We start from the raw sequence: 24,290 nt of genomic DNA on the forward strand, positions 1-24,290 counted from the left end.
AAAAATTATTTCTGAGGTGAAAGCATTGTCTAAGTTTAGTTCATATTTCTTAATGCAGGAAGTTGATATTGCAGCATACATACTTGAAACTACAAATTTATTTAACCCCGCTGACAACTTAGCAGTAAACGAAATCGGAGATGGTAATTTAAATTATGTCTTTCGTGTATCTAACGGCATCAAATCCATTATCGTCAAACATTCAGGCGTCGTAGCGCGTATTTCAGATGAATTTAAATTATCAACGGACCGTACAATTCGTGAAGGGAAGTTACTCAAAGTACATGGCGAAATCGTACCACAACTTGTACCGCATATTTATGCGATTGATGATGTGATGAAATGCGTCATCATGGAAGACTTAAAAGAATACACAGTATTACGCCAAGGTTTAATCGATGGCAATATATATCCAAATATCGGTGTTGATTTAGGGACCTATTTGGCAGAGACACTGATTAACACTTCTGACTTTGTACTTGATGCGAAAGAGAAGAAAGCTTTACAAAAAGATACGATAAATCCCGAATTATGCGAGATATCTGAAGACCTCGTGTTCACCGAGCCATTTTACAATAATTTCTCACGCAATGAAGTGAGTAGCGCTTTGCTTCCATACGTCGAACAGTTACTTTACAACGATGACACATTAAAGCTTGCAGTTGCAGAAGCGAAGCTTAAATTCTTAAATAAAAGTCAAAGTTTAATCCATGGAGATTTACATTCAGGTTCAGTATTTGTGAATGAAACAGAAACAAAAGTCATTGATCCTGAATTCGGTTTCTATGGGCCAGCAGGATATGATGTCGGAAATGTGCTCGCTCACCTCTTCTTTGCATATAGTAATGCGCAGGCGCATGGCCGAGATGAACAAGCTAAGTTTATTGCCGAAAGTATCACAGAAGTATTAGAAGTATTCAAACAGAAAAGTTTAGCGATCTTACAGGAAAAGACGAAAGATGTCGCATTGAAACAAGCTTCAGTTTATGCAAGCTATATCCGATCAGTGCTTGAAGATGCGTATGTTGTATGTGGACTTGAAATTATTCGTCGTATCGTCGGACTTGCTAAAGTAAATGATTTAACGACTTTACCTGAGCAACAATGTGTTCAGATAGAAGTGCAGCTCATTAAGTTTGCGAAATCGCTGATTCAACATCCGGAATCAGTATCCATCTACCCATCTATATTCTCACTCTATACAGAATTTAAGGAGATCGCGGCATGACATTACAATCGATCCAATACAAAGATGGCGTTCTTACGCTCCTTGACCAGACGAAATTACCACATGATATACAGTATGTCGACTGCACAGATTATGAAGCAGTCGCAGTAGCGATTGAAGATATGATCGTGCGCGGTGCACCCGCTATTGGAATTACTGCGGCATACGGTGTCGTAATCGGTGCCTTACAATACAACGGGGATAAAGATTTTATAATCTATATGCAGAATGTTATTACACGACTATCCAACACACGACCAACAGCAATCAACTTGTTATGGGCACTTGATCGAATGAGCCAGGTCATCACCGAAGATGTCAATCAGAGTATCGTGGCTTTAGAAAAGCTCGCGCAACACATTTATGAAGAAGATAAATCAATCAATGACCGTATCGGGAAACATACATTACCACTCATAAAACCGAATTCAACGTTTATTACACATTGCAATCCAGGTAGTCTTGCAACAAGTGCGTTAGGCACAGCGACAGCGGGATTCTATCTAGCTCACGCTCAAAACATTCAATTTAAAGTATTTAGCGATGAGACTAGACCGAGATTTCAAGGCGCACTTACAGCTTTTGAGTTATCGCAAGCCGGCATCGATGTTACAACAATTACAGATAGTACTGCAGCCACTGTGTTACAGCAACAAGATGTTACAGCTGTCATTGTCGGTTGTGACCGCGTAGCATTAAATGGCGACGTCGTTAACAAAATTGGCACATTACCGCTCGCTATTGCAGCAAAGTTTTATAATGTACCATTCTACGTTGCAGCACCAACACCAACCTTCGATTTAATGGTATCGAGTGGAGATGCAATTCCAATCGAAGAACGCAACGCACGTGAAGTAACACATATTTATGACAATAAAGTCGCAGCAGACGTAGCAGTTTATAATCCAGCTTTCGATATTACACCTAACAGTTTAATCACAGGACTGATTACTGAACACGGCATTATCGACGCACATGAACAAGCAATCGCAAAACTATTTGAGGAGGTTAAAGCATGAATAAACCATTACAATTATTACTTGCAACAAGTATCTTACTTACAGGATGTAATCAGGCAACATCACAATCTGGAGCGACAGGTGAAATAAAAGGCAAGAAAATTGCTGTTATCCGTAACCTTGGTAGTGATGATCACACGAAACAATTTATCGATGGTGCTAAATCACAAGGTGAGAAACTTGGACTCAAAGTGGATACTTTTCTTTCGAATGGGAATGACGCAAAGTTTCAGCAGCTCGTCGATCAGGCAATCCTTAAAAAATATGATGGTATTGTATTATCACACGGCAAAGAAGATTACAGCTATGATTTGGTTAAGAAAATTGCAGATGCAAAGATCAAAGTTGCTACTTTTGATACAAAGTCAGATAAAGACGGCAAAGTTATTGATAATGTCGTTGCTACAAGTCAAGATGACCATGCATTAGCAAAGTTATCGTTAGACGCGCTGATAAAAGATAAAGAACAACCCGTAAAAGTACTTAAATTATGGGTCGGTCCTGGTTTCCTACCGCTTGATAAACGTCAGGAAATTTTTAAAAAGTATGAAAGCGAAGGCAAAATTAAAGTCGTTGAAAGTATCGGACCAACGAATTTTGAAGACGTACAAGGCGATGTAAAAAAGAAAACACAAGCTGTACTTTCAAAATATCATCCAAAAGATTTCGATGCGGTATGGGGATCTTGGGATGAGATGACAAAGGGCGCTTATCTTGCACTTAACGAAAAGAAAATCAATCTACCGATTTATTCAATAGATATCTCAAACCAGGACATTAACTTTATGAAAGCTAAAAACAGCAACTGGAAGACATCAGCAAGTGTTAATCCTAAAGTCATCGGTGAAACAGATGTAAGAATTCTGGCAAAGCTCATTAAAGAAGAAAAAGTCCCTGCGACTTATGCATTTAAACCAGTTCAAATTACACAAAAAGATTTGAAACAAGATACGAATATGAATAATCTTTCAAAGGCAGTTCCGGCATTTAGTCAGGAAGATGCTTTCAAAATTAAATAACGATAGGACTGAATACAATGCGCTTTGAAGTCTCAAATCTTAATTTAACAATCAATGACCATCATATTTTAAAGGATTTATCTATTCATTTTGAACAAGGAAAGATTCATGCAATTATCGGTGGCAACGGTGCAGGTAAATCATCGTTAATGAAAGTATTGAATGGCACTTACCCTTATCAAAAAGGAACTTTATATAAAGGTGGACAAAAAGTTTCAAGCTTTGCAGATGATATCGCCTACGTTGCACAAGAAGTTGATGATGTCTTATTTCAAAGTTTATCGGTATATGATAATTTGACGATTAAAGATCGCACGAAAGGATTTTTTTATAAACAGCAACAAAAACAGAAATTGCAAAATTATATCGATAAATTCGGTTTATCTTTTTCACTGAATACACATGTTAGAGATTTAACTGTTTCTGAAAAACAGTTACTCGTCATCATTCGAGCGATACTCGAAGATAAGCATCTACTCATATTAGATGAACCGACGGCTTCATTGAGTCAGCGTGAAGTTAATATTTTATTCAATGAATTAAATTTATTAAAAAAAGAAATGGCCATCATCTTTATTTCTCATCGCATACCTGAGTTATTAAATATTTCTGATGATATTTCTATCCTTAAAGATGGCGAATGCATCGCATCTAAACAATCAGATGCTTATGACGCTGAAGCACTTTATGAAGCTATTGCTGGAAACATACAGACACATCAACAAACAAATTACACAACAAAAGAACAACAATTTTCTTTTCAGCACATACAAACCGATAAACTTCAAGATATCAATATTCATGGATTTAAAGGTGAAGTAATAGGCATCGCAGGATTAGTCGGTGCCGGTAAGACAGAATTGTGCATTTGGTTATATGACCATTTATCTCATGAAAAAATATCTTATTGTCCAGAAGAACGTCAGAAACATGGTCTGATTATGTCTCACAGTATAAAAGATAATATTTGTTTTAAAAACAAACAATTTTTTACCCATCATCAAAATGAAGAAAATAATATCTTACCTTTAGCAAATGATATCGGCTTGAAATATAAATCGTTTGCTCAACAAGTTCATGCATTATCCGGTGGGAATCAGCAAAAAGTTGTATTATTACGCGGGCTTTATCAACAATCAAACATCTTTATCCTTGATGAACCAACTGTAGGAATCGACGTCGGTGCTAAGCAAGACTTATTTAAAGTTATCAATCAATTAACTGCCAGCGGAAAGACAGTTATCTATGCATCAAGTGATTTTAGTGAACTGATCAATATAACTGATCGTATCTATACACTACACAAAGGTCAAGTCGTAGATGAACAACTGACACAAAATACATCAGAAACTGATCTTTTGCACAAAGCTACTGGAGGAATACAACATGCAGTTTAAACAATTCGGCTTACTCATTGTAATCACTATTTTAGTCATACTATTTAGTTTGACTGCACCAAACTTTCTATCTACTGATAATTTACTTTCAGTCATTAGTGGCATGGTTATTGTCACCATCGTAGCTATCGGTATTACATTTAGTTTGAGTGTCGACGGATTCGACTTATCTGTCGGCTCTACGGTTACGCTAAGTAATGCTGTTATCATTTCATTATTTGTATGGCATGGGATGAATTTTGGGCTATCCATCATGCTCACATTAACAGTTGCACTTGTTGTCGCACTCATCAATTTAATTTTAATCATCAAGTTTAAAATCCCTGACCTTTACGCTACACTTGCGACAATGTTTATCGTTGAAGGTATCGCACTGACGTATGCTGAAGGGGGTTCAATCAGTCAAGGCATGACAAGACAAAACGGAGCTGCTACAACTGGCAAGATTCCTGATGCATTCAAAGTTTTGTCAGAACCTATACCTTTAATTATCATAATGCTCATTATTGTAGCCCTTACATACGTTTTATTACATCGCACAAATCCCGGACGCATCATGTATATGATTGGCGATAACAAACATGCTGTAGAATTCGGTGGCATCAAGACAACAAAATATATCATTATCAGTTATTTGGCATCTGCATTCTTTGCTTGTATCGGTGGTATACTCCTTGCCAGTCAAGTATCATCAGCTCAAGTTAATTCAGGCTCAGGGTATTTAATGACCGCAGTTGCGGCTGCATTTATCGGTGCAACTGTTTCTAAATCAGGTAAGCCTAATATTATAGGTACATTTTTAGGCGCACTACTCATTGCAATACTGGAAAACGGTCTCGTCATGCTATCCGTTCCATATTATGGCTTGAATATTATAAAAGGCCTTGTCCTAGCAGGTGCATTAATTATTAACTATGCACAATTTAAACAAAGGAGGTTAAAACGTGTCACATATCATAGCGAAGTACCAGCTACACAACAATCCATCTAAAATTGATACTATCGCAGAAAAACTAGCCGTTGGTTTAACTGTCGGGAGCTGGACAGATTTAACGGCTGAAGATCAGGCACATTTAGCGAAATATAAAGGTGAAGTTATTACCAGGGAAATAATCGATGCAGAGAAAGGGTTATTACATATTGCTATTGCTTATCCGGAACATAATATCACCCCAGACTTTTCTTCAATATTAACGACTGTATTCGGCAAACTTTCGTTAGACGGAAAAGTAAAGTTACTCGATATCGATTTTACGGATTACAGTAAACATTTTAAAGGTCCTGCGTTCGGTGTTGAAGGTGTGAGAGAGTTACTAAATATTTATGATCGTCCGCTTGTAATGAGCATCTTTAAAGGCATTATCGGTAGAGATGCATCATTTTTCGAAACACAACTGCGTGCACAGGCGTTAAGTGTCGATATTATTAAAGATGACGAAATATTATATGACATACCTGAACTTCCTTTTGAAGAACGTATTACTATCGGTAAACGCGTGTTAGATGAAATATTCGAAGCCACTGGCCGTCGCGTACTATATGCTGTGAACCTATCCGGTCCGGTGTTTGAATTGCCTGACAAAGCACGTAAGGCCAAGCAACTCGGTGCGAATGCTTTATTATTCAACGTTCATACGTATGGACTTGACGCACTTAAAGGGTTACGCGATTTAGCATTAGATTTACCAATTCTTGCTCACCCTGCATTAAGTGGTGCATTAGGCGGTAGCCCTGACTATGGTATCCGTTATCAATTACTACTATCTAAACTGACACGTCTTGCAGGCGCAGATCTTATTCTCTTCCCGGTGCCGTATGGATCTATCGAACTTACTGAAAGTGATGCTAAAGGTATTGTCGCCCATGCATTAGAAGCGAGTACAATAAAAAAAGCATTTCCTGTCCCGTCAGCCGGCGTTCATCCAGGCCTGGTTAAACGTATTATCGATGACTTTGGTGAAGACATCGTCATAAATGCCGGTGGCGGGGTACATGGTCATCCAGACGGTGCCACTGCTGGCGGTGAAGCTTTCCATGAAGCCATTCGTCATTACAAGACAGGCGTAGGTGGTAAATATTATGATAAGGCGGTGGCTTTATGGGGTACATCATAGCCTGTGATTTCGATGGTACCGTAACAGCCACTGATACGATCGTAGCCATCATCAAGAAGTTTGCTCCTATTGAAGGACGACCTATCACCGATCAAATACTGAATCAGGAAATCTCGATACAGCATGGCGTTACAGAACTCTTCAGATTATTACCGAGCGAAAAGAAAGAAGATATCATTCAATTCGCGTTAGAAGAAGTGAATCTCCGACCAGGATTTCAGAAGTTATTAGACGAAGCACAAACACTAAATATTCCTTTCTATATTATTAGTGGCGGCATGCATTTCTTTATTGATCCCATACTAGAGAACTTCAATGGCATCAAACAAGTGTTTGCCAATACGGTAGATTTCTCCGGAGATTATATGGAAGTAATTTGGAATCATCCGTGCGATAACTTATGTACTGGAAACTGCGGAACATGTAAGCCTTCTATCGTCAGACAGTTAGTGGATGATAATAAAGTTATAGCAATCGGTGATAGCGTTACAGACTTAAAGTTACTGGGTATTGCAGATATTGCATTTACAACTTCAAAGCTTACCGAATTTGCCCAGGAAAAAGGCATCGCGCATCATCATTTCGAAACATTTGATGATATTAAATTAAGCGAGGTGATTAAATGAGTGCACTAGAAGCAATTACACATATCAAAGAACGGCTCGCACGCAATAACTACTTCCCTGGGACAAGCGGTAATTTAGGTATAAGAATAGATGAGCAGCATCTTTATGTAACTACAAGCGGTGTCGATAAATATGAAACAACCGATACAAGTTTTGTCAAAGTAGATATGAATGGTAAGGCTGTTGATACAAATCTTACGCCATCTCTCGAAACCGTACTACATTTAGAAATATTTAAACGCAGTAACGCAAACGCATCAATTCACATCCATACCGTTAGTAACAATGTGATTTCAGAGCTATATCATTCTAAAGGTGCAGTTGAATTTAACAATCAGGAATTAATTAAAGCATTCGGTTTATGGGAGGAAAGTGATGTGTTGCGCATCCCTATTATCGAAAATCCAGCAGACGTTAAAAAACTCGCTGAAGGATTTGGAGAACACGTTACTGCTGATAGTGGTGTTGTACTCATTCGCAATCACGGGATCAATGCCTGGGGAAAATCTACTCAGGAAGCATATAAATTATTTGAAGCAGCAGAATTTTTATTTCAATATCATTTACAACTTGCATCTGCAAGACAATATATCAAATAAGAGGAGCGATAATGATGGCATATTTAATTTTTCAGGAAACAGGTAAACGATTAGACAATCAAGAGGAAATTCATGCATTTTTAGAAAGTAATGAAGTCATTTATGAACAGTGGGATACTTCAAAATTACCAGATACATTAAAAGAAAATTATAACTTAACAGATGAAGATAAATCAGAAATCTTAAACACATTTAAAGAAGAAATTGATGCAATCAGTGCCCGTCGTGGTTACAAAGCAAGTGACGTAATCAGTTTATCAGACACAACACCTAACTTAGATGAGCTATTGACTAACTTCCAGCGTGAACATCATCATACGGATGATGAAGTACGATTCATTGTAAGTGGAAATGGTGTATTTGTTATTCAAGGCAAAGATGACCAGTTCTTTGAAGTACATTTAGATCCAGGCGACTTAATTTCAGTACCACCTAACGTAAGACATTACTTCACTTTATCAGACAATCGTAAAGTTGTTGCTGTAAGAATCTTCGTTGATGAAGCAGGATGGGTGCCAGTATACGAAAAATAAATATAGATTATATTATAAAACCCGACACCTCAATATGAGTGTCGGGTTCTAATTATATCGCCTTCTTCAACAATCCTGTTGTTACTGTTTCACCAAATAACTCTTCATTATATTCTCTTACAAGTTCAAATCCAGTTTTTTTGTAGAATCCACGTGCCTGTTCATTGTTACTTGCTACTTCAACAAATAATTCTTTATAGTCATCAAAGTGATTCAATCCTGCTTCCAGAAGTTCTGCACCTACATTGTGTCTTTGGAATGCTGGATTAACATAGATTGCTGATAAGAATAATTCTGTACCATTGATAAAATTAGCGAAACCAATCACTTCGTCATTATTTTCAGCGACTAAAAATAATGAATCCCCTATGCGTCGCTCTAAACGCTCATCATTATATGCCGCTTCTAAAAACTTAGCAATCGTGCTTGCTTCCATAATTTTTGCATATGTATCATACCACGCCATAGAAGCGATTTTTTTTATATTCGGTACATCTGCATTTGTTGCTTTTCTAATCTTAACCATACGACTTCCTCCTAAATTTTACAGCCTAATATTGTGAGTGAGTAATGATTCCCATCCATTATCGCAACATCAGGCAATTCCCCGTAATTAATAAATCCGTGTTTCATAAATAATTTCAATGCACGTGTATTATGTGAAAAAGTAAATGCCAGAAGCGTCTCTATATCGAGTGTTTGTGCAATTCGCTTCATTTGAGTCACTGCATACTCACCTAAACCTATACCACGATAATCAGAATCTAAATACAAACTGATTTCTACCGTCTTTCCGTATGCTGGTCTGCCGTAAAAAGTTTCAAAACTCAACCAGCCCGCTATTTCATTATTTTTGAGAAATAAAAAAATCGGACGTTTTTCCGAATGGTTCAAAAACCATTCTGTCCGACTTTCTACGGTTACAGGCTCAGTGTCTGCAGTCACTAATCTACTTTCAATTGTGGAATTGTAAATTTCAACAATACGCGGCAAATCTTCTAATGTTGCATGTCTCATCTCAATCGACATGTGCATCACCGCCTAAAAATATGATAAATATATTATATCACTATTGATGTCAGAATAATAAATATATTCATTAAATCTTTACTTAAACTGTAGCTTTTCTAATAAAAATTTGCCTAAAGGTGTCGCAACTTTTGTAAACAATGCGTAGCTTAAAAATGGTATGAGCTTTAAATGTTTGTAATAAATATAATGATATTCTAAATATGGTCTACTACCGCGTGCCAGTTTATAATCTTTCGCACCAGCGCTATTGTTAATTTTATAACCATATTCTTTAGCAAAGTGGTATAACAATCCACTTGTCATAAAATACAACCCTTTAACAGACTGATCCATTCCAAAATATGCTGGAAATAATACATTATCTGTTTGACTGACACCCATAAACGACACGATGCGTTCGTTATCTTTAAGGATGAACCATGTAAGTTCCATCTCTTTATATAAGAATTTAAAGAAATCCTCTGTGTAATGCGGATTGAAATCCGAATATTTATCTAAATATACTTGTTTATAAAGGGGCATTAATTGGTGAAATTCATCCTCACGTAATTCATACGTGAATGTTAGTCCGCTTTTTTCAAAGCGCTTCATATCTTTCTTTAAATCTTTTCGTTCGTTCTTTGTATGTTTATCGTCTGGATCGAATATATATATCGCGCGAGATATCATTGCTTCATAGCCGACGTCATCTAACTGTTTCATTTTATCTTGATGAAACTTATCATTTAATGTGCGGTAAATAATTGCATGTTTCGGAAATCTTGCAACGAGTATTCTAGTAATTTCCTGTAGCTGATCGAACTGAAAGTCTTCATACATCGTCGTCGACATAAAAGATGGAAATACTGTCACTGTCTTCTCACCAGTAAGTCCGAGTACCGTTCTGCCAACGTTCAATAACTGATGTGCAAGACTGCGTACTATATTCGGCATCTCCATTCTATTTACTTCTGAAATCATTTCATCAATGTATTGCCCTGTAAACGAATGAATCCAGGATGCATTTTTGCCTCCATCTTTAACACTATAAGGAATGAGCTGCCCGTTCACCAATATCACTTCTATGCGTGCGTGTACATTCTCGATACCACGATGAATACCATCCATCATATACTGAATATATGCCTTATTAAAAGGAGAGATATCCACTTCGTTAAAAGGGATATCTGCGTATTTCGTATAAATCGTCATTCGTAAGACCTCTTTATCTATAGATTTACAATGTCTTCATTCCATTCGATATCATACGTTGTAATCGTGTTGACTGTTGTCTTTTGAGATTTCGCTTCAAACCACCACTGGGCACCACTTATAATTTGTTCAAAGAAGATTGATTTTTCACTTGGATGCCAGAAAATATCTTTCCCATACTTTAATCGCTCTAAATTATGTTTCTTTGGACGCATAATAAAGTTATATAACGATACGAAGATGAGTTGACGCGCTTCATATTTCGGTTCGCAGCACTTTAATTCCCAAACGTCCGGCTGCATAAATAGCGCACCATTTGTCGCACGTGGATTACATTCGATAAAGTAATAATCACCTGTCGTCTCACATTTAATCACATCAAATGCAATTTGATATGACCAGTTTAAGTTCTGAATCACAGCTTCAATAATAGACTGAAGTTCTTCATTCTTCTCTGAAGTGAAGTGTGTAGAACAGTTATAACTATCATGTGTGTTCGATAAATATAATGAAGTAGATAATGTTTTCCCGTCTTTTGCAAAGCTGTATGAACACCATTCTGTGCCCTTAATTAATGTCTGAATCATAAAAGGGAATTCAATCATATTGTCGTTTTCTAATGACATACGTGTTAATTTACGCACAGATTGACCGAAACGACCGTACGGTTGTTTAACGATATATTCATCTCCAGGGAAGTTATTCATAAAAGTTGTTAAGTCATCGTGATTCATGACATATTTCGTATCAGGCACTTTAAAACCCATCGCATCGATTAACTTTGTAAAGTTATATTTGTTGTGCACTGACAGCATCTTAGAAATATCTTCAACCCATACTGGTGCAATTAATCTATCTTTCATATAAGAAAGATAGAAAGATTCTTCATTTAAAGGAATGATCAGATCAATATGATATTGCGTAACAATATTGTTAATATCGCTAATATATTCTTCAGTAGAAAATCGTGGTGACGTCGTTAAAATAAACGCTTCGATAAACTTAGAATTTTTAATGCTGACCTTTTTGGTAGAATCCGTCAAGAAAACTGTTCTGCCTAATGCGACCTGCTGCTGCACAACTTCATAAGAAATTGGCGCACGCGCACCAGTAATTAATATACGTTGCACGAATCGTTCCACCCTTCTATTGATTCATTCATATCGTTATACAAACTAAGCATAGCAAAGGGATGTTAAACTCATGTAAATTTACATTAAAGAAGTATGTAGGATTGTAAAGAGGATTAATTTAAATTAAAGAGACTGGAACAAATTGTCCCAGCCTCTACATCTATCTCTTCAGTTTCTCTTTCAGCTTCGCGTTCTGTTCGTCTAAACGACGTTTACGTTCAGCGTTACGTTTGGCAAGTCTTGCTTCCTCTTCAGGATCACGTTTTTGCGCTAAACGTTTCTCAACTTTTTCAAGTAGTTCTTCTTCAGTTGCAGCTGCTAGAGGACGGTTATTGACAAATGCGAAAGTTTTTCGTCTACCTGGTCCACAGTAAGACTGGCATGCGATTTCAACTTCAGCATCTGGATCTAACTTCTCTAACTTCGGTAGTAATGTTCTAAGACATACACCCTGACAATCATCGCACACTTGAAACTTATTACGCATTTGCTTCACCACCTTGATTGATTTTTATTTTTGCGTTACGTTCAGTCATGCGTTCGAAGTAATCATTATACAACGTCCACATAGCATCTGTCATCTCATTATTTGATAAAGTTGCACCTAAGTCTTTCAAAGCATACAGTAATTTGAATATGACTTCATCCACCGTAAGCTCTACACCGAGCAGTTCTGATAGACTCGCCATGCACTCAGGATCTATTTCAGGATACGTAAATTTCGTAGTTTCCCCGCGATGTGCCACATCATAAAATTGACGCATCAGTTCAGCACGTGCGCTCCCACTACCTTCGACACAAAGATAAATCTGGACTGCAATACCATCTTTTACACGACGTTGTGAAATACCTGCAAACTTCTTATTATCAATACTTAAATCGTAACTTCCCGGGCAATATGAATGAACGATTTCTTTCGCTTCAATATGTTTATGATAATCTTTAAACATCTCCTGAATCAGTTCATACATATATTCATATCCCGCATCAATCGAAAATGTAATATCTCCAGGAAATATAATCGAAATATTGAGTACACCTGCATCGAGTACCACACCTAAACCGCCTGAATTACGAACAATGGCACCATATCCATGATTGTTTAGGAACGCTATTCCCTCTTCAATATATGGCAGACGTGCATCGTGCATACCGAGAATAATGACATGATCATGAATCCAAGTGCGTACCACACTATCATGATTTTGTTGTCCAATTAAATGACAGTACATATCATCAAAAGCAAAGGACTGCATTGGCTGCAGTCCTCGCGTATGATCTACGTATTGCCAATTCTCTTCAAAAATTGACTTCGTCATCTATTATAAAGATTGTGCTGCAGTGATGATTGATAATGAAACAACATCTTCTGTTGAACATCCACGTGATAGATCATTCACTGGTGCATTTAATCCTTGTAAGATTGGACCTACAGCATCAAATCCACCCAAGCGTTGCGCAATTTTGTAACCGATATTACCAGCTTCTAAGCTAGGGAATACGAATACATTTGCGTCACCTTGAATTGGTGATTCTGGTGCTTTCTTCGCTGCTACTGATGGTACGAAAGCAGCATCAAATTGGAATTCTCCGTCAATAACTACACCTTCTAAATCAGCTTCTGAAGCTAATTTTTCTTGTGCTAAGCGTGTTGCTTCTACAACTTTTTCAGTTTCAGGTGTTTTCGCTGAACCTTTCGTAGAGAAAGATAACATTGCAACTTTAGGTTCCATACCGAAAGCTTTTGCAGTCTTAGCAGACTCGATACCGATTTCAGCTAAAGCAGTTGCATCAAGTTCTGGATTGATTGCGCAATCACCCATTAAGTACTGCTCGTCTTCACGAATCATAAAGAATACGCCTGATGTACGAGAAACACCTGGTTTAGTCTTGATGATTTGTAAAGCTGGACGTACAGTATCTGCTGTAGAATGTGCTGCACCTGATACAAGACCTGCTGCACGACCTGTATAAACTAACATCGTACCGAAATAGTTCGGATCGTTTAACATTTGTGTCGCTTGCTCTTCTGTCGCTTTACCTTTACGACGCTCAACAAACTTCGCGATTAATTCTTCACGTAATTCGTTGTTTGTTGGATCCATTATTTCAATTCCGTCAATTGATAAACCTAATTTTTCAGCAAGCGCTTGTACTTCTTCCACATTCCCTAAAACGATCGGTGATACTTTATCACCTTTATGTAATTCAACAGCTGCTTGTAATACACGCTCGTCTGTTCCTTCCGGTAAAACGATTTTCACATTTTTACCTGAAAGTTTTTCATTTAATACATCTAATAATTTAGCCATAATAGCCTCCTGAAATTTTGATTCATCCCCATTAACCATTATAGACTCTTTTTATAGAAATTACACGTCATCAATATGTAAAATCTTCGAACATACATATGTATCGAGATATGTTAGAATGATAATGATTACAATTAGAGGAGAGATGGATAATGAACGAAGCAGCAAAAACATTAGACGGTTGGTATAGCTTGCACTTATTTTATGCCATTGATTTCACAAGCTTAAAATTAGTTGAAGCAGAAGACCGTACAAAAATGGTTGAAGAATTTAGTGCATTTATCAATAAATTAGAAGAAAACCACGTAGCAAAAGAAGGCTCTTACGCGCTTTATAACATTACAGGTCAAAAAGCTGATTTAATGCTTTGGATGTTACGTCCGGAAATGAAAGATTTAACAGCAGTTGAAACTGAATTTAATAAATTAGCAATTCGTGATTACTTAATCCCAACATATTCTTACGTATCAGTAATTGAGTTAAGTAACTATCTTGCGCAAGGCTCTGACGAAGATCCATACGAGAACCCACATATTAAAGCTAGATTATATCCAGATTTACCACGCTCAGAGTATGTATGTTTCTATCCAATGGATAAACGCCGTCAAGGTGAAGATAACTGGTACATGTTAGATATGGATCACCGTAAAGGATTAATGCGCTCACACGGTATGATCGGCCGTGGATACGCTGGTATCGTTAAACAGTTCATTACAGGATCAGTTGGATTTGACGATTACGAGTGGGGCGTTACTTTATTCTCAGACGACGTATTACAATTTAAGAAGTTAGTATACGAAATGCGCTTCGATGAAGTATCAGCGCGTTACGGTGAATTCGGTTCATTCTATGTTGGTAACATCTTAAAAACAGAAGATTTACAAGGATTATTTACAGTTTAATATAGCGTTATAAGGCAACCTTTAGGGGTTGTCTTTTTTTTGCGAGTAGACTGAAGTTGAACTTCACAATCCTTGTTGTTCTTACTCGGAAGTGGCTTCAAATCACTTTTGACGACACTTACTCACATAATCCATGTTGTTGTTGCTCGGAAGTGGCTTCAAATCGTTTTTGACGACACTTACTCACACAATCCAAGTTGTTCTTACTCGGAAGTGGCTTCAAATCGTTTTTGACGACACTTGCTCACACAATCCATGTTGTTCTTACTCGGAAGTGGCTTCAAATCGTTTTTGACGACACTTACTCACACAATCCTTGTTATTCTTGCTCGGAAGTGGCTTCAAATCACTTTTGACGACACTTACTCACACAATCCAAGTTGTTCTTACTCGGAAGTGGCTTCAAATCGTTTTTGACGACACTTACTCACACAATCCAAGTTGTTCTTACTCGGAAGTGGCTTCAAATCGTTTTTGACGACACTTATCCTTCTTCACTTCATTGCTTCGATCTCAACCAATCATTTTATTTTTCCTGTACAACATGTATTGCGCCGTCATTATGCAATGTAACTGTCGATGCTGTTTCCTCTTTTTCATCAACTTCTCTAAATCTTCTATAATCATTGATATAACAGTTGTAGACATGACCATCGATTTTATCTGTCCACATTTTTTTATCACCTTTTTGATAAGTCACATTGACTTTACCTATCTTAACCTGATATCCATCTTTATGCTTTAGGGTATAATACGTTGTGACATAGTCTTTTGTCTTGCCATCATAATACGCATAAATACCGATGCCCGGTTCATTTGCTTTAGAACTTAATGAGATACTACTTTCCTTGACGCCATCAAATAGTTGTTTCCCCCCAGCTTCCTGGGCTTCTTTTTCTGTTGGAAATGTACTACTCTCCAATTGGGCAATCTGACTTTTCGTTACTTTCGGAAACTTTTGCGGGTTCATTAAATTCTGAATTGAAATTCCTATCGCAAATATTCCAATCAGCATCAGTGCCATCATTAAAAATTTCTTCGTAAATATGTCCTTCACATCATCAACCTTCTCTCTTTTAAAAATCAAAAAAGCCTGCAATGCATATGCATTTGCAGGCGAATGATTCTAATTATCAGTAAATATGTTCTCACCATACAAACTTCCTTATCATCAGTATAATCGCCTTTCTATATTTTTACAATTATCATAAGTAAGGTTATTTGCTGGTAATCTATATAATTAATGTTGTTCTAAGGTGACTTAGTTTTATTTATATGCTTTCTCTACTTCTTCAATTTGTTTCTTAACAGTGACTGCGCTGCCACCTGAGAAGTACCATAAGTAAGGATCGATTTCTACGACTTTATCATTTTTCACAGCACTTACGTCTTTAATAACATCATTAGATAATGCTTGTTTCGCAGATGATTTACCACCAACTGCTACTCCACGGTCCATCGCATAGATGATATCCGGATTTGTTTTGTTGATATATTCAAAGTTAATAACTTGTCCGTGTCCTTTGGCCTGAATATTTTTGTCCGCTTCTTTCACGCCTAATACATCATGAATAAATCCGAAACGGCCACCTTTACCAAATACAGATAATTCTCCTTCATTGGCTAATACAAACAATCCTTTATCTTTAGACTTTTCAGTCATTGCTTTTACTTCTTCAATCTTTTTGTCTAAATCATCGATTAAAGCCGTTGCTTCTTTTTCTTTATCAAAGATTTTACCGATATTTTCAGTGTTTTCTTTTACGCTTTCGATATATTTCGTATCATCTGTACCAACATATAAAATTGTAGCGTCTGGTGCTGCTTTTTTCATTTCTTCCATTACTTTTTGTGTTGCCTGGCGTCCAGAAATTAAGATGAGTTCTGGTTGTTGTTCAGCTAATTTTTCAAAGTTAGGTTCTTTTAAACTTCCTAAGTTTGTATATTTATCATCTTTAAAGTTTTCAAGGAATGACGGAACACTGCGATTGCCTTCACCTTTAGGTAATCCTTTAACTTCTCCATCGACACCTAATTCCTGCATGGTTGCCAATGTTCCGTAGTCAAATACTGCAATATTTTTTGGGTTTTTCGGAACTTCTACAGTTTCTGTTACGTCTTTTGCGTCACTTCCGTCTTCTTTTTCACCCATTAGTTTGTATTTTTTTTCAATTTTAATCGTTTCAGCCTTATCTGATTCTCCTGCTGTCTTATCTTCTGATTTTGTACTTTCTTTGTCATTACCACATGCTGCTAACACAATAATTAAAGCTAAAGTTAATACTAAACTAAAAATACGTTTCATTCCTATATTCTCCTTTGATTTATGTATTATTCCCCTGTAAATAAATTAGCCCTACATTAAAAACTACCCGGCAACACTCCTTTCAATGGATTGAATTATACTGCCTGTACTTCTTCGATAAATTCATCAACTGTCATGTGCTCATCGTCAAAATAGACACAGATTTGCTGACCGAAGATACATTCAATTTGAATGTCCATATCGTATACTGCTTTTAATTTTTCTGTTGTAATAACATCTTCTTTTTTTCCGTCTAATAATACGACACCATCTTTTAAGGCAATGATGTAATCTGCATAACATGATGCAAAGTTAATATCATGAATCACAATAACAATCGTCTTTTGTTTTTCGCGAACTAATCTACGGAGTAACTGCATCATCTGAACAGAATGTTTCATATCTAAATTATTCAATGGTTCATCTAAGAAGATATAATCCGTATCCTGTGCTAAAGTCATCGCAATATATGCGCGTTGTTTTTGTCCCCCTGACAATTCATCTAAGAAGCGATTTTCAAAAGGTTTGAGTTCTAAATATTCAATTGCTTCATCAACAATTGCGTGATCTTCTTTCGTTAAACGACCTTTAGAGTATGGAAATCTTCCGAAGTTAACTAAGTCGCGAACAGTAATTTTTAAGTTCGTATGATTACTTTGCTTTAATACTGCAAGTTGCATTGCGATATCATCACTTTTCATCTCTTCAACCGGAACATCATTTAACAACACAGCGCCACTATCGTAATCACTTAAACGTGTAATTGCTGATAACAATGTACTTTTACCGGCTCCATTCGGTCCGATAATCGCCGTGATTGCACCTTTTTTTATTTCCACGGAAATGTCACTTAGAATTTCTTTCTGTCCAATCGTTTTGTGCAAATGTTGTACTTTAATCATGTGCACCCTCCTTAAATAATAGATAGATGAAGTAAACGCCACCTATAAAGTTAATCAATATCGTAATTTCTGTTGTGCCATCAAATACGTATTGATTGATCATTTGTCCAAGTAATAGTGTAATGCCTGATACTGCTAATACCGAAATGATTAAATATTGATGTTTAAATGTCTGCATAAATTGATACGTAACATTACAGACAATGATACCTAAAAATGTAATGGGTCCAACGAGTGCGGTCGATATACTTACTAATACCGCAACCACTAACAGCATATTACGCGTTAACTTTTCAACATTTACACCTAGATTCGTTGCGTGTGTGTTCCCTAAACTTAATACGTCTAATTCATGTGCATGCATGTAAATATAAATGAGTAACAGCACAATGATAATACAGCTGATGAGTAATAACTTTTCATTGACCGTATTAAAGCTTGCGAACAGTTTATCCTGTAATAATAAGAAATCATCCGGATTCATTACCATATGCATAAAGCTCGATAAACTAGAAAAGCATGTTCCCATTACAATCCCAAACAGTAATACAAAATACACGGATGTATTTTTCTTAAAGACGATATTGAATAAGCCTAATGTAAACAAAATCATCAGTACAACGGAAATAAAGAAATTCACATATATATTGAAGAATAAATCCCCTAGTTTTCCGAAGAAGAATATAATGATGGTCTGGATAAATAAGTAGACCGCATCAAGTCCGATGACCGATGGTGTTAGTAGGTGGTTTTCAGTGATGGTCTGGAAGATGAGTGACGATACACCAATTGCTGCACCGACTAAAATAATTGCAGCAAGCTTTCGCAGTCTTGATGGTAGTACATAATCTAAAATTTGTAGATTAAGCTGGATCATTACAAAGCCAATCATCAGTGCAATCATAACGAATAAGAGTAACGATAATTTTTTCGTTGTATTAGGCATATTCTTTCCTCCTTTTCAGAAGGATGACCATAAATACAACACTACCTAAGATACCTAGCGTTAGCCCTATCGGTATTTCGTATGGAAAGATAATAATTCGGCTGAATATATCAGCAATCATTACAATTATTGCACCGAGAAGCGCAGTGTACGGTAACGCTTTATTCATATGATCTCCGACAAAAAGTCCAACGATATTCGGTACAATTAATCCCAGAAACGGTAATACACCGATTGTTACAACGACAGTCGCTGAAACCACTGCTGCAATGACTACGCCGAGATTCATTATTTTGTTGTATGAGATTCCTAAGTTCTTACTAAATGACTCTCCCATCCCAACAATCGTAAAGTGATGTGCAAAGAAATACATAATAATAACCATTGGAATGATGATATACAGCACTTCATAACGTCCTTTCGTAATCATCGAAAAATCACCGACAAAGAAGTTAGAAATGCTTTGCACTGCATTAAATCTTAATGCCATGAATGTTGCTAAACTGGAAACGATATTACCAAGCATCAATCCGACGAGCGGAATGAATATCGCATCTTTAAACTTAATACGATTAACAATCCACATAAACATAAATGTCCCGAGAATAGCAGTTGTAATACTAAATCCGAGTTTCACTAATAATGGCGCTTGTGCAAAAAAAATCATTGATATCAATACACCAAATTTCGCAAAATCCATCGTACCAGCTGTTGTCGGCGAGACGAATTTATTACGTGTAAGCTGCTGCATCAGTAACCCTGCAACACTTAATGCCACGCCTGCTAATATAATAGATAGTGTTCTCGGGAAACGACTATTTATTAAAATATTTTTCTGATTGTCTGATAAGTGCATTAAATGTTGCGGCGAAATATCAATTACCCCTACAAATATCGAAACAATCGATAATAACACTAATACAATAAGGCCATAAATCATTTTCATCAACAAGAGCTCCAATCATAAATGATAATAATTATCATTGAGAAACATTTTCAGTTACAATCATAACAGACTGAGAATTATTTTCAACCTGTATTTTAAAAAAATACGTTGAAAAATTAGTTATTATTAAAAAAGTTGTATTGGTAACGCTTTATTTCATGATATATTGAACATAAGTAAACAAGAAGGGGTGAGCTTATGAATAAACAACACGGAGAACAGGCACTAGAAAAAACGATAGGTTTCTGGACCGCCATTACTGTCGTTATCGGAACAATTATCGGTTCTGGTGTGTTTGTGAAACCGTCAGTCGTATTAAATCATGCGGGGACAAGTGATCTTGCAATCTGGGCATGGGTTGTCGGGGGTATATTAACGCTTGCAGCCGGACTTACAATTGCAGAAGTCGGAGCGCAAATCCCCAAAACAGGCGGTCTTTATGCTTACATAAGAGATATTTACGGACCATTCTGGGGATTTTTAACTGGCTGGATGCAAACTGTTATTTATGGACCTGCAATCATTGCTTCATTGTCTTTATTTTTCGGTATTTTAGTAACAAACTTCTTTGAATTAGATCCTGCTTTAGGTATATGGATCGGTATTGCAGCATTTACTTTCCTGGTCATCTTAAATATTATGGGGACTGGTTTAGGTGGTGCGATGCAGACATTTACAACAATCTGTAAATTGATACCTGTATTCGCGATTATCATTTTCGGTCTGTTATGGGGTAAAGAAGGTATATTCGGTCAAGACGTTACCAGCTTAATTAAAAATCAAGAAGAAATTAACTTTGGTCGTGCTGTATTAGCGACACTTTTCGCCTATGATGGATGGATTCTATTAACGAACTTAACTGGAGAAATGAAAAATCCTAAAAGAAATCTACCGTTAGCAATGTTTGCCGGCTTAAGCGTCGTTACACTTGCTTACGTGTTGATTAATATCGCTGTATTCCATGTTATTCCTGCTGATAAATTAGTAGGCATGGGTAATACTTCTTCAGCGGAAGCAGCTAAGATCTTATTCGGTGATTTCGGTTCTAAATTTGTGAATATCGGTGTAATTATTTCAATCTTCGGATGCTTAAACGGTAAAATTATGACATTCCCACGTATTCCATTTGCGATGGCCGATGATCATCTATTACCATTTGATAAAGCAATTAGCTATGTCAGCCCTAGATTCAAATCACCAATTGGTGCATTAATTGCTGTATATGTTATCAGTATGATTTTATTATTATTAACAATTGTTATTCCTGATATCGTTAATGCAGATTACTTATCAGAAGTATGTATCTTTATTATTTATATCTTCTATCTTGCAGCATTTATTGGTCTATTCTTATTAAGACAACGCAATAAAGGTGTTAATCGCGATTACTCAGTGCCACTTTATCCGATTGTTCCAATCGTTGCGTTACTTGGAGGATTATTCATTATCATCAGTACGTTAATGAGTGACTTTGTCGGTTCTATGCTGGGCGTGGCATTTGTAATTATCGGTATTCCTTTCTATTTTATTTTAAGAAAGAGACATTAAGATGTTTAACGCCTGCTAAACGGGATATATATGAATTATATAACTTATAGAAATGAGGCAAATCATTATGAATAAATTAGTGAGATTAATTATTAAATTAAGTCCTATTCTAATTCCAATCGTAAAGAGACAATTAGAAAAACGTGCTCAACAGCAATCAAATACAAGTGCTCAACACGTTAACAATAAGTAAAAATAAGGCTGACGCGAAAGCGTCAGCCTTATTTTTATTGCTTTTTTATAATTTAATTGCTGCCAACATGAGGGCAACCCATGCTGCAATAAACAATACGCCACCAATCGGTGTAATAGCACCTAATATTTTAATTTGTGTTAAAGCTAAAATGTATAAAGAGCCACTAAAGAAAACAATACCAAGTGTCATCATCCAGCCTGCTGCATTTAAATTTAACTTTGTTGTACCATTTAATATACCAATCGCTATTAATCCGAGTGCATGATACATTTGATATGTCGTTGCTTTCTCCCAGATGCCCATATATTTTTCACTTAACTTACCTTCTAAACCATGGGCACCAAACGCGCCACATGCCACTGCCATCATTGCATTAATCGCACCGATAATTAAAAATAATTTCATCACTTATTCCTCCTGAATTTAAAAATCAAATATTGAATCACCGTTACCGAAACCGTCATCCGTTTTTACTTTATTGTCACTTGATACTACTTTAGCTCCCATCATCTTCAACTCTTCAGTTGTGATACCTGCATGAGGCCCAGTAATTTTACTGACATTTGTTAGCTGTACTGGTGTATCAGACATTGCTACACCACTTTCTTCAGTTTGCCCGAAACGCGCTAACATTTCAATGGCATAAAGATGCTTATTAAACGCTGCATCACTATTCGCTTGTTTCAATAGCGTTATTTCCTGAGATAATTGTGCAATTAATTTCTGGTTCATGATAAATCCTCCCTTGCCCAGTTAATTGGCGTTAGTCCGTGCATTTCTAAATCTTGGTTTATTTTACTGAAAGGTTTTGAACCGAAGAATCCACGATATGCACTGAGTGGACTAGGATGGACACTTTTAATAATTGTATGTTTATCTGTATCAATAAACTGCGTCAGTTTTTGCGCTGGACTGCCCCATAGGACAAAGACAGCATGTTCTTTATGATGAGATACCGCTTCAACAATCGCCTGTGTAAAATATTCCCACCCAATACCTTGATGTGCATTCGGCGTCTTTTGTTCGACAGTAAGCACTCTGTTCAAAAGTAGTACACCTTCTTTAGCCCATCCGGTAAGATCACCTGTTACACGCGTGATACCTAAGTCGCTTTCAAGTTCTTTATACATATTACGTAGCGATGGTGGTAATTTAGTACCATTTTGCACTGAGAACGCTAAGCCATGCGCTTGATTCGGACCATGATACGGATCTTGTCCGATAACAACTACTTTAACATTTTCAAAAGGCGTTAAAGCGAATGCATTATAAATCGCTTCACGAGGCGGATAAACTGTTTTCGTATTATAAGCTTCTTCTAAAAATGCATCCATATCTGAAAAATCATGTGTTAATTTAATTTCATGAAATATCTTTTGCCAATCCATAACTTCACCTCATTGAAATTGTAACATAACTTAGTGTTTATTTATTTTTTAAAATCCTCATTAATGATATGATATTATAACAAATAACTTTATAGGGGAAATGAAATATGAGCTTAAAAAAGATTTTAACAATTGCAGGATCTGATACAAGTGCCGGAGCTGGTATGCAGGCTGACTTAAAAACTTTCCAGGAATATAACACTTACGGGATGGTAGCATTAACTGCTGTTGTAGCAATGGATCCAGAAACATGGGGACATGACGTTACACCACTTCCAATCGAGTTATTAGATAAACAAATTAAAACAGCATTATCTATCGGACCAGATGCCATTAAAACAGGTATGTTAGGTACTGAAGAAATTATTGAACGTGCAGCCAAAGCTTTCGAAGATTCTGATGCAGCGTTTTTCGTTGTAGACCCTGTTATGGTATGTAAAGGGGAAGATGAAGTACTTAACCCAGGCAATACTGATGCAATGATTAAATACTTATTACCACTTGCTACTGTTGTGACACCGAACTTATTTGAAGCAGGTCAATTATCTGGTTTAGGTAAACTAACTACAATCGAGCAGATGAAAGAAGCAGCAAAGATTATTCATGAGCGTGGTGCAAAACACGTTATCATCAAAGGTGGCAAAGCTTTAGAATCTGATGAAGCGTTAGACCTATACTATGATGGGGAAACTTATACATTACTGACAACAGATAAATTCCAATCATCATATAACCATGGTGCAGGTTGTACATTTGCAGCTGCTACGACAGCAAACTTAGCATTAGGTAAATCTCCACGTGAAGCTGTTATCGCTGCTAAAGGATTTGTAGCATCAGCAATTAAACACGGCTGGAAAATGAACGAATTTGTTGGTCCAGTACAGCACGGTGCTTACAATAACGTTGAGAAGATTGAAGTAACGACTAAAGAAGTTTAATTATAATGCTGAGACG

Annotated in this window: 27 protein-coding genes; 12 read left to right on the forward strand and 15 right to left on the reverse strand. The window is 36.6% G+C overall.

Annotation, left to right across the window (positions count from 1 at the left end):
- Window positions 1–25 precede the first annotated feature (25 nt).
- From mtnK to KFV12_RS12330, 9 genes are read left to right on the forward strand one after another with little or no spacing between them, the layout of a single operon-like run.
- Window positions 26–1,228: an S-methyl-5-thioribose kinase gene (mtnK, locus tag KFV12_RS12290; RefSeq protein WP_111717108.1), complete on the forward strand. Its 1,203-nt coding sequence runs from the start codon at window positions 26–28 to the stop codon at window positions 1,226–1,228.
- Entirely contained in the window at window positions 1,225–2,247 is a 1,023-nt protein-coding gene (gene mtnA / locus KFV12_RS12295; RefSeq protein WP_254256888.1) for an S-methyl-5-thioribose-1-phosphate isomerase, read from the forward strand. Before mtnK ends, mtnA begins: the two co-directional genes overlap by 4 nt.
- Entirely contained in the window at window positions 2,244–3,266 is a 1,023-nt protein-coding gene (locus KFV12_RS12300; protein ID WP_254256889.1) for a sugar ABC transporter substrate-binding protein, read from the forward strand. Before mtnA ends, KFV12_RS12300 begins: the two co-directional genes overlap by 4 nt.
- Before the next feature lie 17 nt (window positions 3,267–3,283).
- Window positions 3,284–4,663 (forward strand): ATP-binding cassette domain-containing protein, encoded by a 1,380-nt coding sequence (locus KFV12_RS12305; protein WP_254256890.1) that lies wholly within the window; start codon window positions 3,284–3,286, stop codon window positions 4,661–4,663.
- Window positions 4,653–5,654, forward strand: a complete 1,002-nt coding sequence (locus KFV12_RS12310; protein ID WP_254256891.1) for an ABC transporter permease — start codon at window positions 4,653–4,655, stop codon at window positions 5,652–5,654. Before KFV12_RS12305 ends, KFV12_RS12310 begins: the two co-directional genes overlap by 11 nt.
- Entirely contained in the window at window positions 5,608–6,777 is a 1,170-nt protein-coding gene (locus tag KFV12_RS12315; protein WP_254256892.1) for a 2,3-diketo-5-methylthiopentyl-1-phosphate enolase, read from the forward strand. Before KFV12_RS12310 ends, KFV12_RS12315 begins: the two co-directional genes overlap by 47 nt.
- Window positions 6,762–7,403 carry an MtnX-like HAD-IB family phosphatase gene (locus KFV12_RS12320; protein WP_254256893.1) on the forward strand — a complete coding sequence of 214 codons (642 nt, stop codon included), beginning with the start codon at window positions 6,762–6,764 and terminating at the stop codon, window positions 7,401–7,403. The genes KFV12_RS12315 and KFV12_RS12320 overlap by 16 nt, the downstream gene beginning before the upstream one ends.
- Window positions 7,400–8,002, forward strand: coding sequence for a methylthioribulose 1-phosphate dehydratase (mtnB, locus tag KFV12_RS12325; protein WP_254256894.1), 603 nt, complete (start codon window positions 7,400–7,402; stop codon window positions 8,000–8,002). The genes KFV12_RS12320 and mtnB overlap by 4 nt, the downstream gene beginning before the upstream one ends.
- Before the next feature lie 14 nt (window positions 8,003–8,016).
- Window positions 8,017–8,535, forward strand: a complete 519-nt coding sequence (locus KFV12_RS12330) for a cupin domain-containing protein (protein ID WP_099577073.1) — start codon at window positions 8,017–8,019, stop codon at window positions 8,533–8,535.
- A 52-nt stretch (window positions 8,536–8,587) separates the two neighbouring features.
- Here the strand turns inward: KFV12_RS12330 and KFV12_RS12335 are convergent, their stop codons facing one another.
- From KFV12_RS12335 to pta, 7 genes are all read right to left on the reverse strand, one after another.
- The gene (locus tag KFV12_RS12335) at window positions 8,588–9,061 is read right to left on the reverse strand and encodes a GNAT family N-acetyltransferase (protein ID WP_111717094.1); all 474 of its coding nucleotides are present in this window, start codon (window positions 9,059–9,061) and stop codon (window positions 8,588–8,590) included.
- An 11-nt stretch (window positions 9,062–9,072) separates the two neighbouring features.
- Entirely contained in the window at window positions 9,073–9,564 is a 492-nt protein-coding gene (locus KFV12_RS12340; RefSeq protein WP_254256895.1) for a GNAT family N-acetyltransferase, read from the reverse strand.
- Window positions 9,565–9,642: 78 nt separating this feature from the next.
- Window positions 9,643–10,758, reverse strand: a complete 1,116-nt coding sequence (locus KFV12_RS12345) for a peptidogalycan biosysnthesis protein (RefSeq protein ID WP_254256896.1) — start codon at window positions 10,756–10,758, stop codon at window positions 9,643–9,645.
- Window positions 10,759–10,775: 17 nt separating this feature from the next.
- Window positions 10,776–11,888, reverse strand: a complete 1,113-nt coding sequence (locus tag KFV12_RS12350; protein WP_254256897.1) for an ATP-grasp domain-containing protein — start codon at window positions 11,886–11,888, stop codon at window positions 10,776–10,778.
- A gap of 163 nt (window positions 11,889–12,051) precedes the next feature.
- Window positions 12,052–12,378, reverse strand: coding sequence for a YuzB family protein (locus tag KFV12_RS12355; protein ID WP_099577062.1), 327 nt, complete (start codon window positions 12,376–12,378; stop codon window positions 12,052–12,054).
- On the reverse strand, window positions 12,371–13,210 hold the full coding sequence (locus KFV12_RS12360) for a lipoate--protein ligase family protein (protein WP_254256898.1): 840 nt from the start codon (window positions 13,208–13,210) through the stop codon (window positions 12,371–12,373). The genes KFV12_RS12355 and KFV12_RS12360 overlap by 8 nt, the downstream gene beginning before the upstream one ends.
- Window positions 13,211–13,213: 3 nt before the next feature.
- Window positions 13,214–14,203, reverse strand: coding sequence for a phosphate acetyltransferase (gene pta, locus KFV12_RS12365; RefSeq protein ID WP_239243112.1), 990 nt, complete (start codon window positions 14,201–14,203; stop codon window positions 13,214–13,216).
- 152 nt (window positions 14,204–14,355) lie between these two features.
- On the opposite strand from pta, the gene hemQ reads away from it, so the two are divergent.
- Window positions 14,356–15,105 (forward strand): hydrogen peroxide-dependent heme synthase, encoded by a 750-nt coding sequence (gene hemQ / locus KFV12_RS12370; protein WP_254256899.1) that lies wholly within the window; start codon window positions 14,356–14,358, stop codon window positions 15,103–15,105.
- A 526-nt stretch (window positions 15,106–15,631) separates the two neighbouring features.
- Here the strand turns inward: hemQ and KFV12_RS12375 are convergent.
- From KFV12_RS12375 to KFV12_RS12395, 5 genes are all read right to left on the reverse strand, one after another.
- The gene (locus KFV12_RS12375) at window positions 15,632–16,162 is read right to left on the reverse strand and encodes a hypothetical protein (RefSeq protein ID WP_254256900.1); all 531 of its coding nucleotides are present in this window, start codon (window positions 16,160–16,162) and stop codon (window positions 15,632–15,634) included.
- A gap of 210 nt (window positions 16,163–16,372) precedes the next feature.
- Window positions 16,373–17,410 (reverse strand): ferrated catecholamine ABC transporter substrate-binding lipoprotein SstD, encoded by a 1,038-nt coding sequence (locus KFV12_RS12380; RefSeq protein ID WP_254256901.1) that lies wholly within the window; start codon window positions 17,408–17,410, stop codon window positions 16,373–16,375.
- A gap of 95 nt (window positions 17,411–17,505) precedes the next feature.
- A complete protein-coding gene (locus tag KFV12_RS12385) occupies window positions 17,506–18,312 on the reverse strand; it encodes an iron ABC transporter ATP-binding protein (RefSeq protein WP_240839246.1) in 807 nt (268 codons plus the stop codon).
- Window positions 18,305–19,258 carry an iron chelate uptake ABC transporter family permease subunit gene (locus tag KFV12_RS12390; RefSeq protein ID WP_254256902.1) on the reverse strand — a complete coding sequence of 318 codons (954 nt, stop codon included), beginning with the start codon at window positions 19,256–19,258 and terminating at the stop codon, window positions 18,305–18,307. Before KFV12_RS12390 ends, KFV12_RS12385 begins: the two co-directional genes overlap by 8 nt.
- A complete protein-coding gene (locus KFV12_RS12395) occupies window positions 19,251–20,204 on the reverse strand; it encodes an ABC transporter permease (RefSeq protein ID WP_111717075.1) in 954 nt (317 codons plus the stop codon). The genes KFV12_RS12390 and KFV12_RS12395 overlap by 8 nt, the downstream gene beginning before the upstream one ends.
- A gap of 198 nt (window positions 20,205–20,402) precedes the next feature.
- On the opposite strand from KFV12_RS12395, the gene KFV12_RS12400 reads away from it, so the two are divergent.
- Window positions 20,403–21,752, forward strand: coding sequence for an APC family permease (locus KFV12_RS12400; protein ID WP_254256903.1), 1,350 nt, complete (start codon window positions 20,403–20,405; stop codon window positions 21,750–21,752).
- A gap of 238 nt (window positions 21,753–21,990) precedes the next feature.
- On the opposite strand, the gene KFV12_RS12405 is transcribed toward KFV12_RS12400, so the two are convergent.
- From KFV12_RS12405 to KFV12_RS12415, 3 genes are read right to left on the reverse strand one after another with little or no spacing between them, the layout of a single operon-like run.
- Complete coding sequence (locus KFV12_RS12405) at window positions 21,991–22,356, reverse strand: DUF423 domain-containing protein (RefSeq protein WP_199798234.1); 366 nt, start codon at window positions 22,354–22,356, stop codon at window positions 21,991–21,993.
- A 15-nt stretch (window positions 22,357–22,371) separates the two neighbouring features.
- Window positions 22,372–22,680, reverse strand: coding sequence for a DUF5327 family protein (locus KFV12_RS12410; protein ID WP_111717069.1), 309 nt, complete (start codon window positions 22,678–22,680; stop codon window positions 22,372–22,374).
- Window positions 22,677–23,336 (reverse strand): uracil-DNA glycosylase, encoded by a 660-nt coding sequence (locus KFV12_RS12415; RefSeq protein ID WP_254256904.1) that lies wholly within the window; start codon window positions 23,334–23,336, stop codon window positions 22,677–22,679. The genes KFV12_RS12410 and KFV12_RS12415 overlap by 4 nt, the downstream gene beginning before the upstream one ends.
- Before the next feature lie 107 nt (window positions 23,337–23,443).
- On the opposite strand from KFV12_RS12415, the gene thiD reads away from it, so the two are divergent.
- A complete protein-coding gene (thiD, locus tag KFV12_RS12420) occupies window positions 23,444–24,274 on the forward strand; it encodes a bifunctional hydroxymethylpyrimidine kinase/phosphomethylpyrimidine kinase (protein ID WP_111717065.1) in 831 nt (276 codons plus the stop codon).
- The last annotated feature ends 16 nt before the right edge of the window (window positions 24,275–24,290 follow it).

Origin of the sequence: Macrococcus epidermidis (assembly GCF_024205965.1) — a bacterium.
Taxonomy (GTDB): domain Bacteria; phylum Bacillota; class Bacilli; order Staphylococcales; family Staphylococcaceae; genus Macrococcoides; species Macrococcoides epidermidis.

Coding starts and splice junctions, on each gene's coding strand:
- thiD (WP_111717065.1), top strand. CDS start 23,444: ATGAGCTTAAAAAAGATTTTAACAATTGCAGGATCTGATACAAGTGCC.
- KFV12_RS12400 (WP_254256903.1), top strand. CDS start 20,403: ATGAATAAACAACACGGAGAACAGGCACTAGAAAAAACGATAGGTTTC.
- KFV12_RS12355 (WP_099577062.1), bottom strand. CDS start 12,378: ATGCGTAATAAGTTTCAAGTGTGCGATGATTGTCAGGGTGTATGTCTT.
- KFV12_RS12385 (WP_240839246.1), bottom strand. CDS start 18,312: ATGATTAAAGTACAACATTTGCACAAAACGATTGGACAGAAAGAAATT.
- KFV12_RS12320 (WP_254256893.1), top strand. CDS start 6,762: ATGGGGTACATCATAGCCTGTGATTTCGATGGTACCGTAACAGCCACT.
- KFV12_RS12305 (WP_254256890.1), top strand. CDS start 3,284: ATGCGCTTTGAAGTCTCAAATCTTAATTTAACAATCAATGACCATCAT.
- mtnB (WP_254256894.1), top strand. CDS start 7,400: ATGAGTGCACTAGAAGCAATTACACATATCAAAGAACGGCTCGCACGC.
- mtnA (WP_254256888.1), top strand. CDS start 1,225: ATGACATTACAATCGATCCAATACAAAGATGGCGTTCTTACGCTCCTT.
- KFV12_RS12415 (WP_254256904.1), bottom strand. CDS start 23,336: ATGGATTGGCAAAAGATATTTCATGAAATTAAATTAACACATGATTTT.
- KFV12_RS12330 (WP_099577073.1), top strand. CDS start 8,017: ATGGCATATTTAATTTTTCAGGAAACAGGTAAACGATTAGACAATCAA.
- pta (WP_239243112.1), bottom strand. CDS start 14,203: ATGGCTAAATTATTAGATGTATTAAATGAAAAACTTTCAGGTAAAAAT.
- KFV12_RS12395 (WP_111717075.1), bottom strand. CDS start 20,204: ATGAAAATGATTTATGGCCTTATTGTATTAGTGTTATTATCGATTGTT.
- KFV12_RS12345 (WP_254256896.1), bottom strand. CDS start 10,758: ATGACGATTTATACGAAATACGCAGATATCCCTTTTAACGAAGTGGAT.
- KFV12_RS12380 (WP_254256901.1), bottom strand. CDS start 17,410: ATGAAACGTATTTTTAGTTTAGTATTAACTTTAGCTTTAATTATTGTG.
- hemQ (WP_254256899.1), top strand. CDS start 14,356: ATGAACGAAGCAGCAAAAACATTAGACGGTTGGTATAGCTTGCACTTA.
- KFV12_RS12360 (WP_254256898.1), bottom strand. CDS start 13,210: ATGACGAAGTCAATTTTTGAAGAGAATTGGCAATACGTAGATCATACG.
- KFV12_RS12410 (WP_111717069.1), bottom strand. CDS start 22,680: ATGAACCAGAAATTAATTGCACAATTATCTCAGGAAATAACGCTATTG.
- KFV12_RS12335 (WP_111717094.1), bottom strand. CDS start 9,061: ATGGTTAAGATTAGAAAAGCAACAAATGCAGATGTACCGAATATAAAA.
- KFV12_RS12390 (WP_254256902.1), bottom strand. CDS start 19,258: ATGCCTAATACAACGAAAAAATTATCGTTACTCTTATTCGTTATGATT.
- KFV12_RS12310 (WP_254256891.1), top strand. CDS start 4,653: ATGCAGTTTAAACAATTCGGCTTACTCATTGTAATCACTATTTTAGTC.
- KFV12_RS12300 (WP_254256889.1), top strand. CDS start 2,244: ATGAATAAACCATTACAATTATTACTTGCAACAAGTATCTTACTTACA.
- KFV12_RS12340 (WP_254256895.1), bottom strand. CDS start 9,564: ATGTCGATTGAGATGAGACATGCAACATTAGAAGATTTGCCGCGTATT.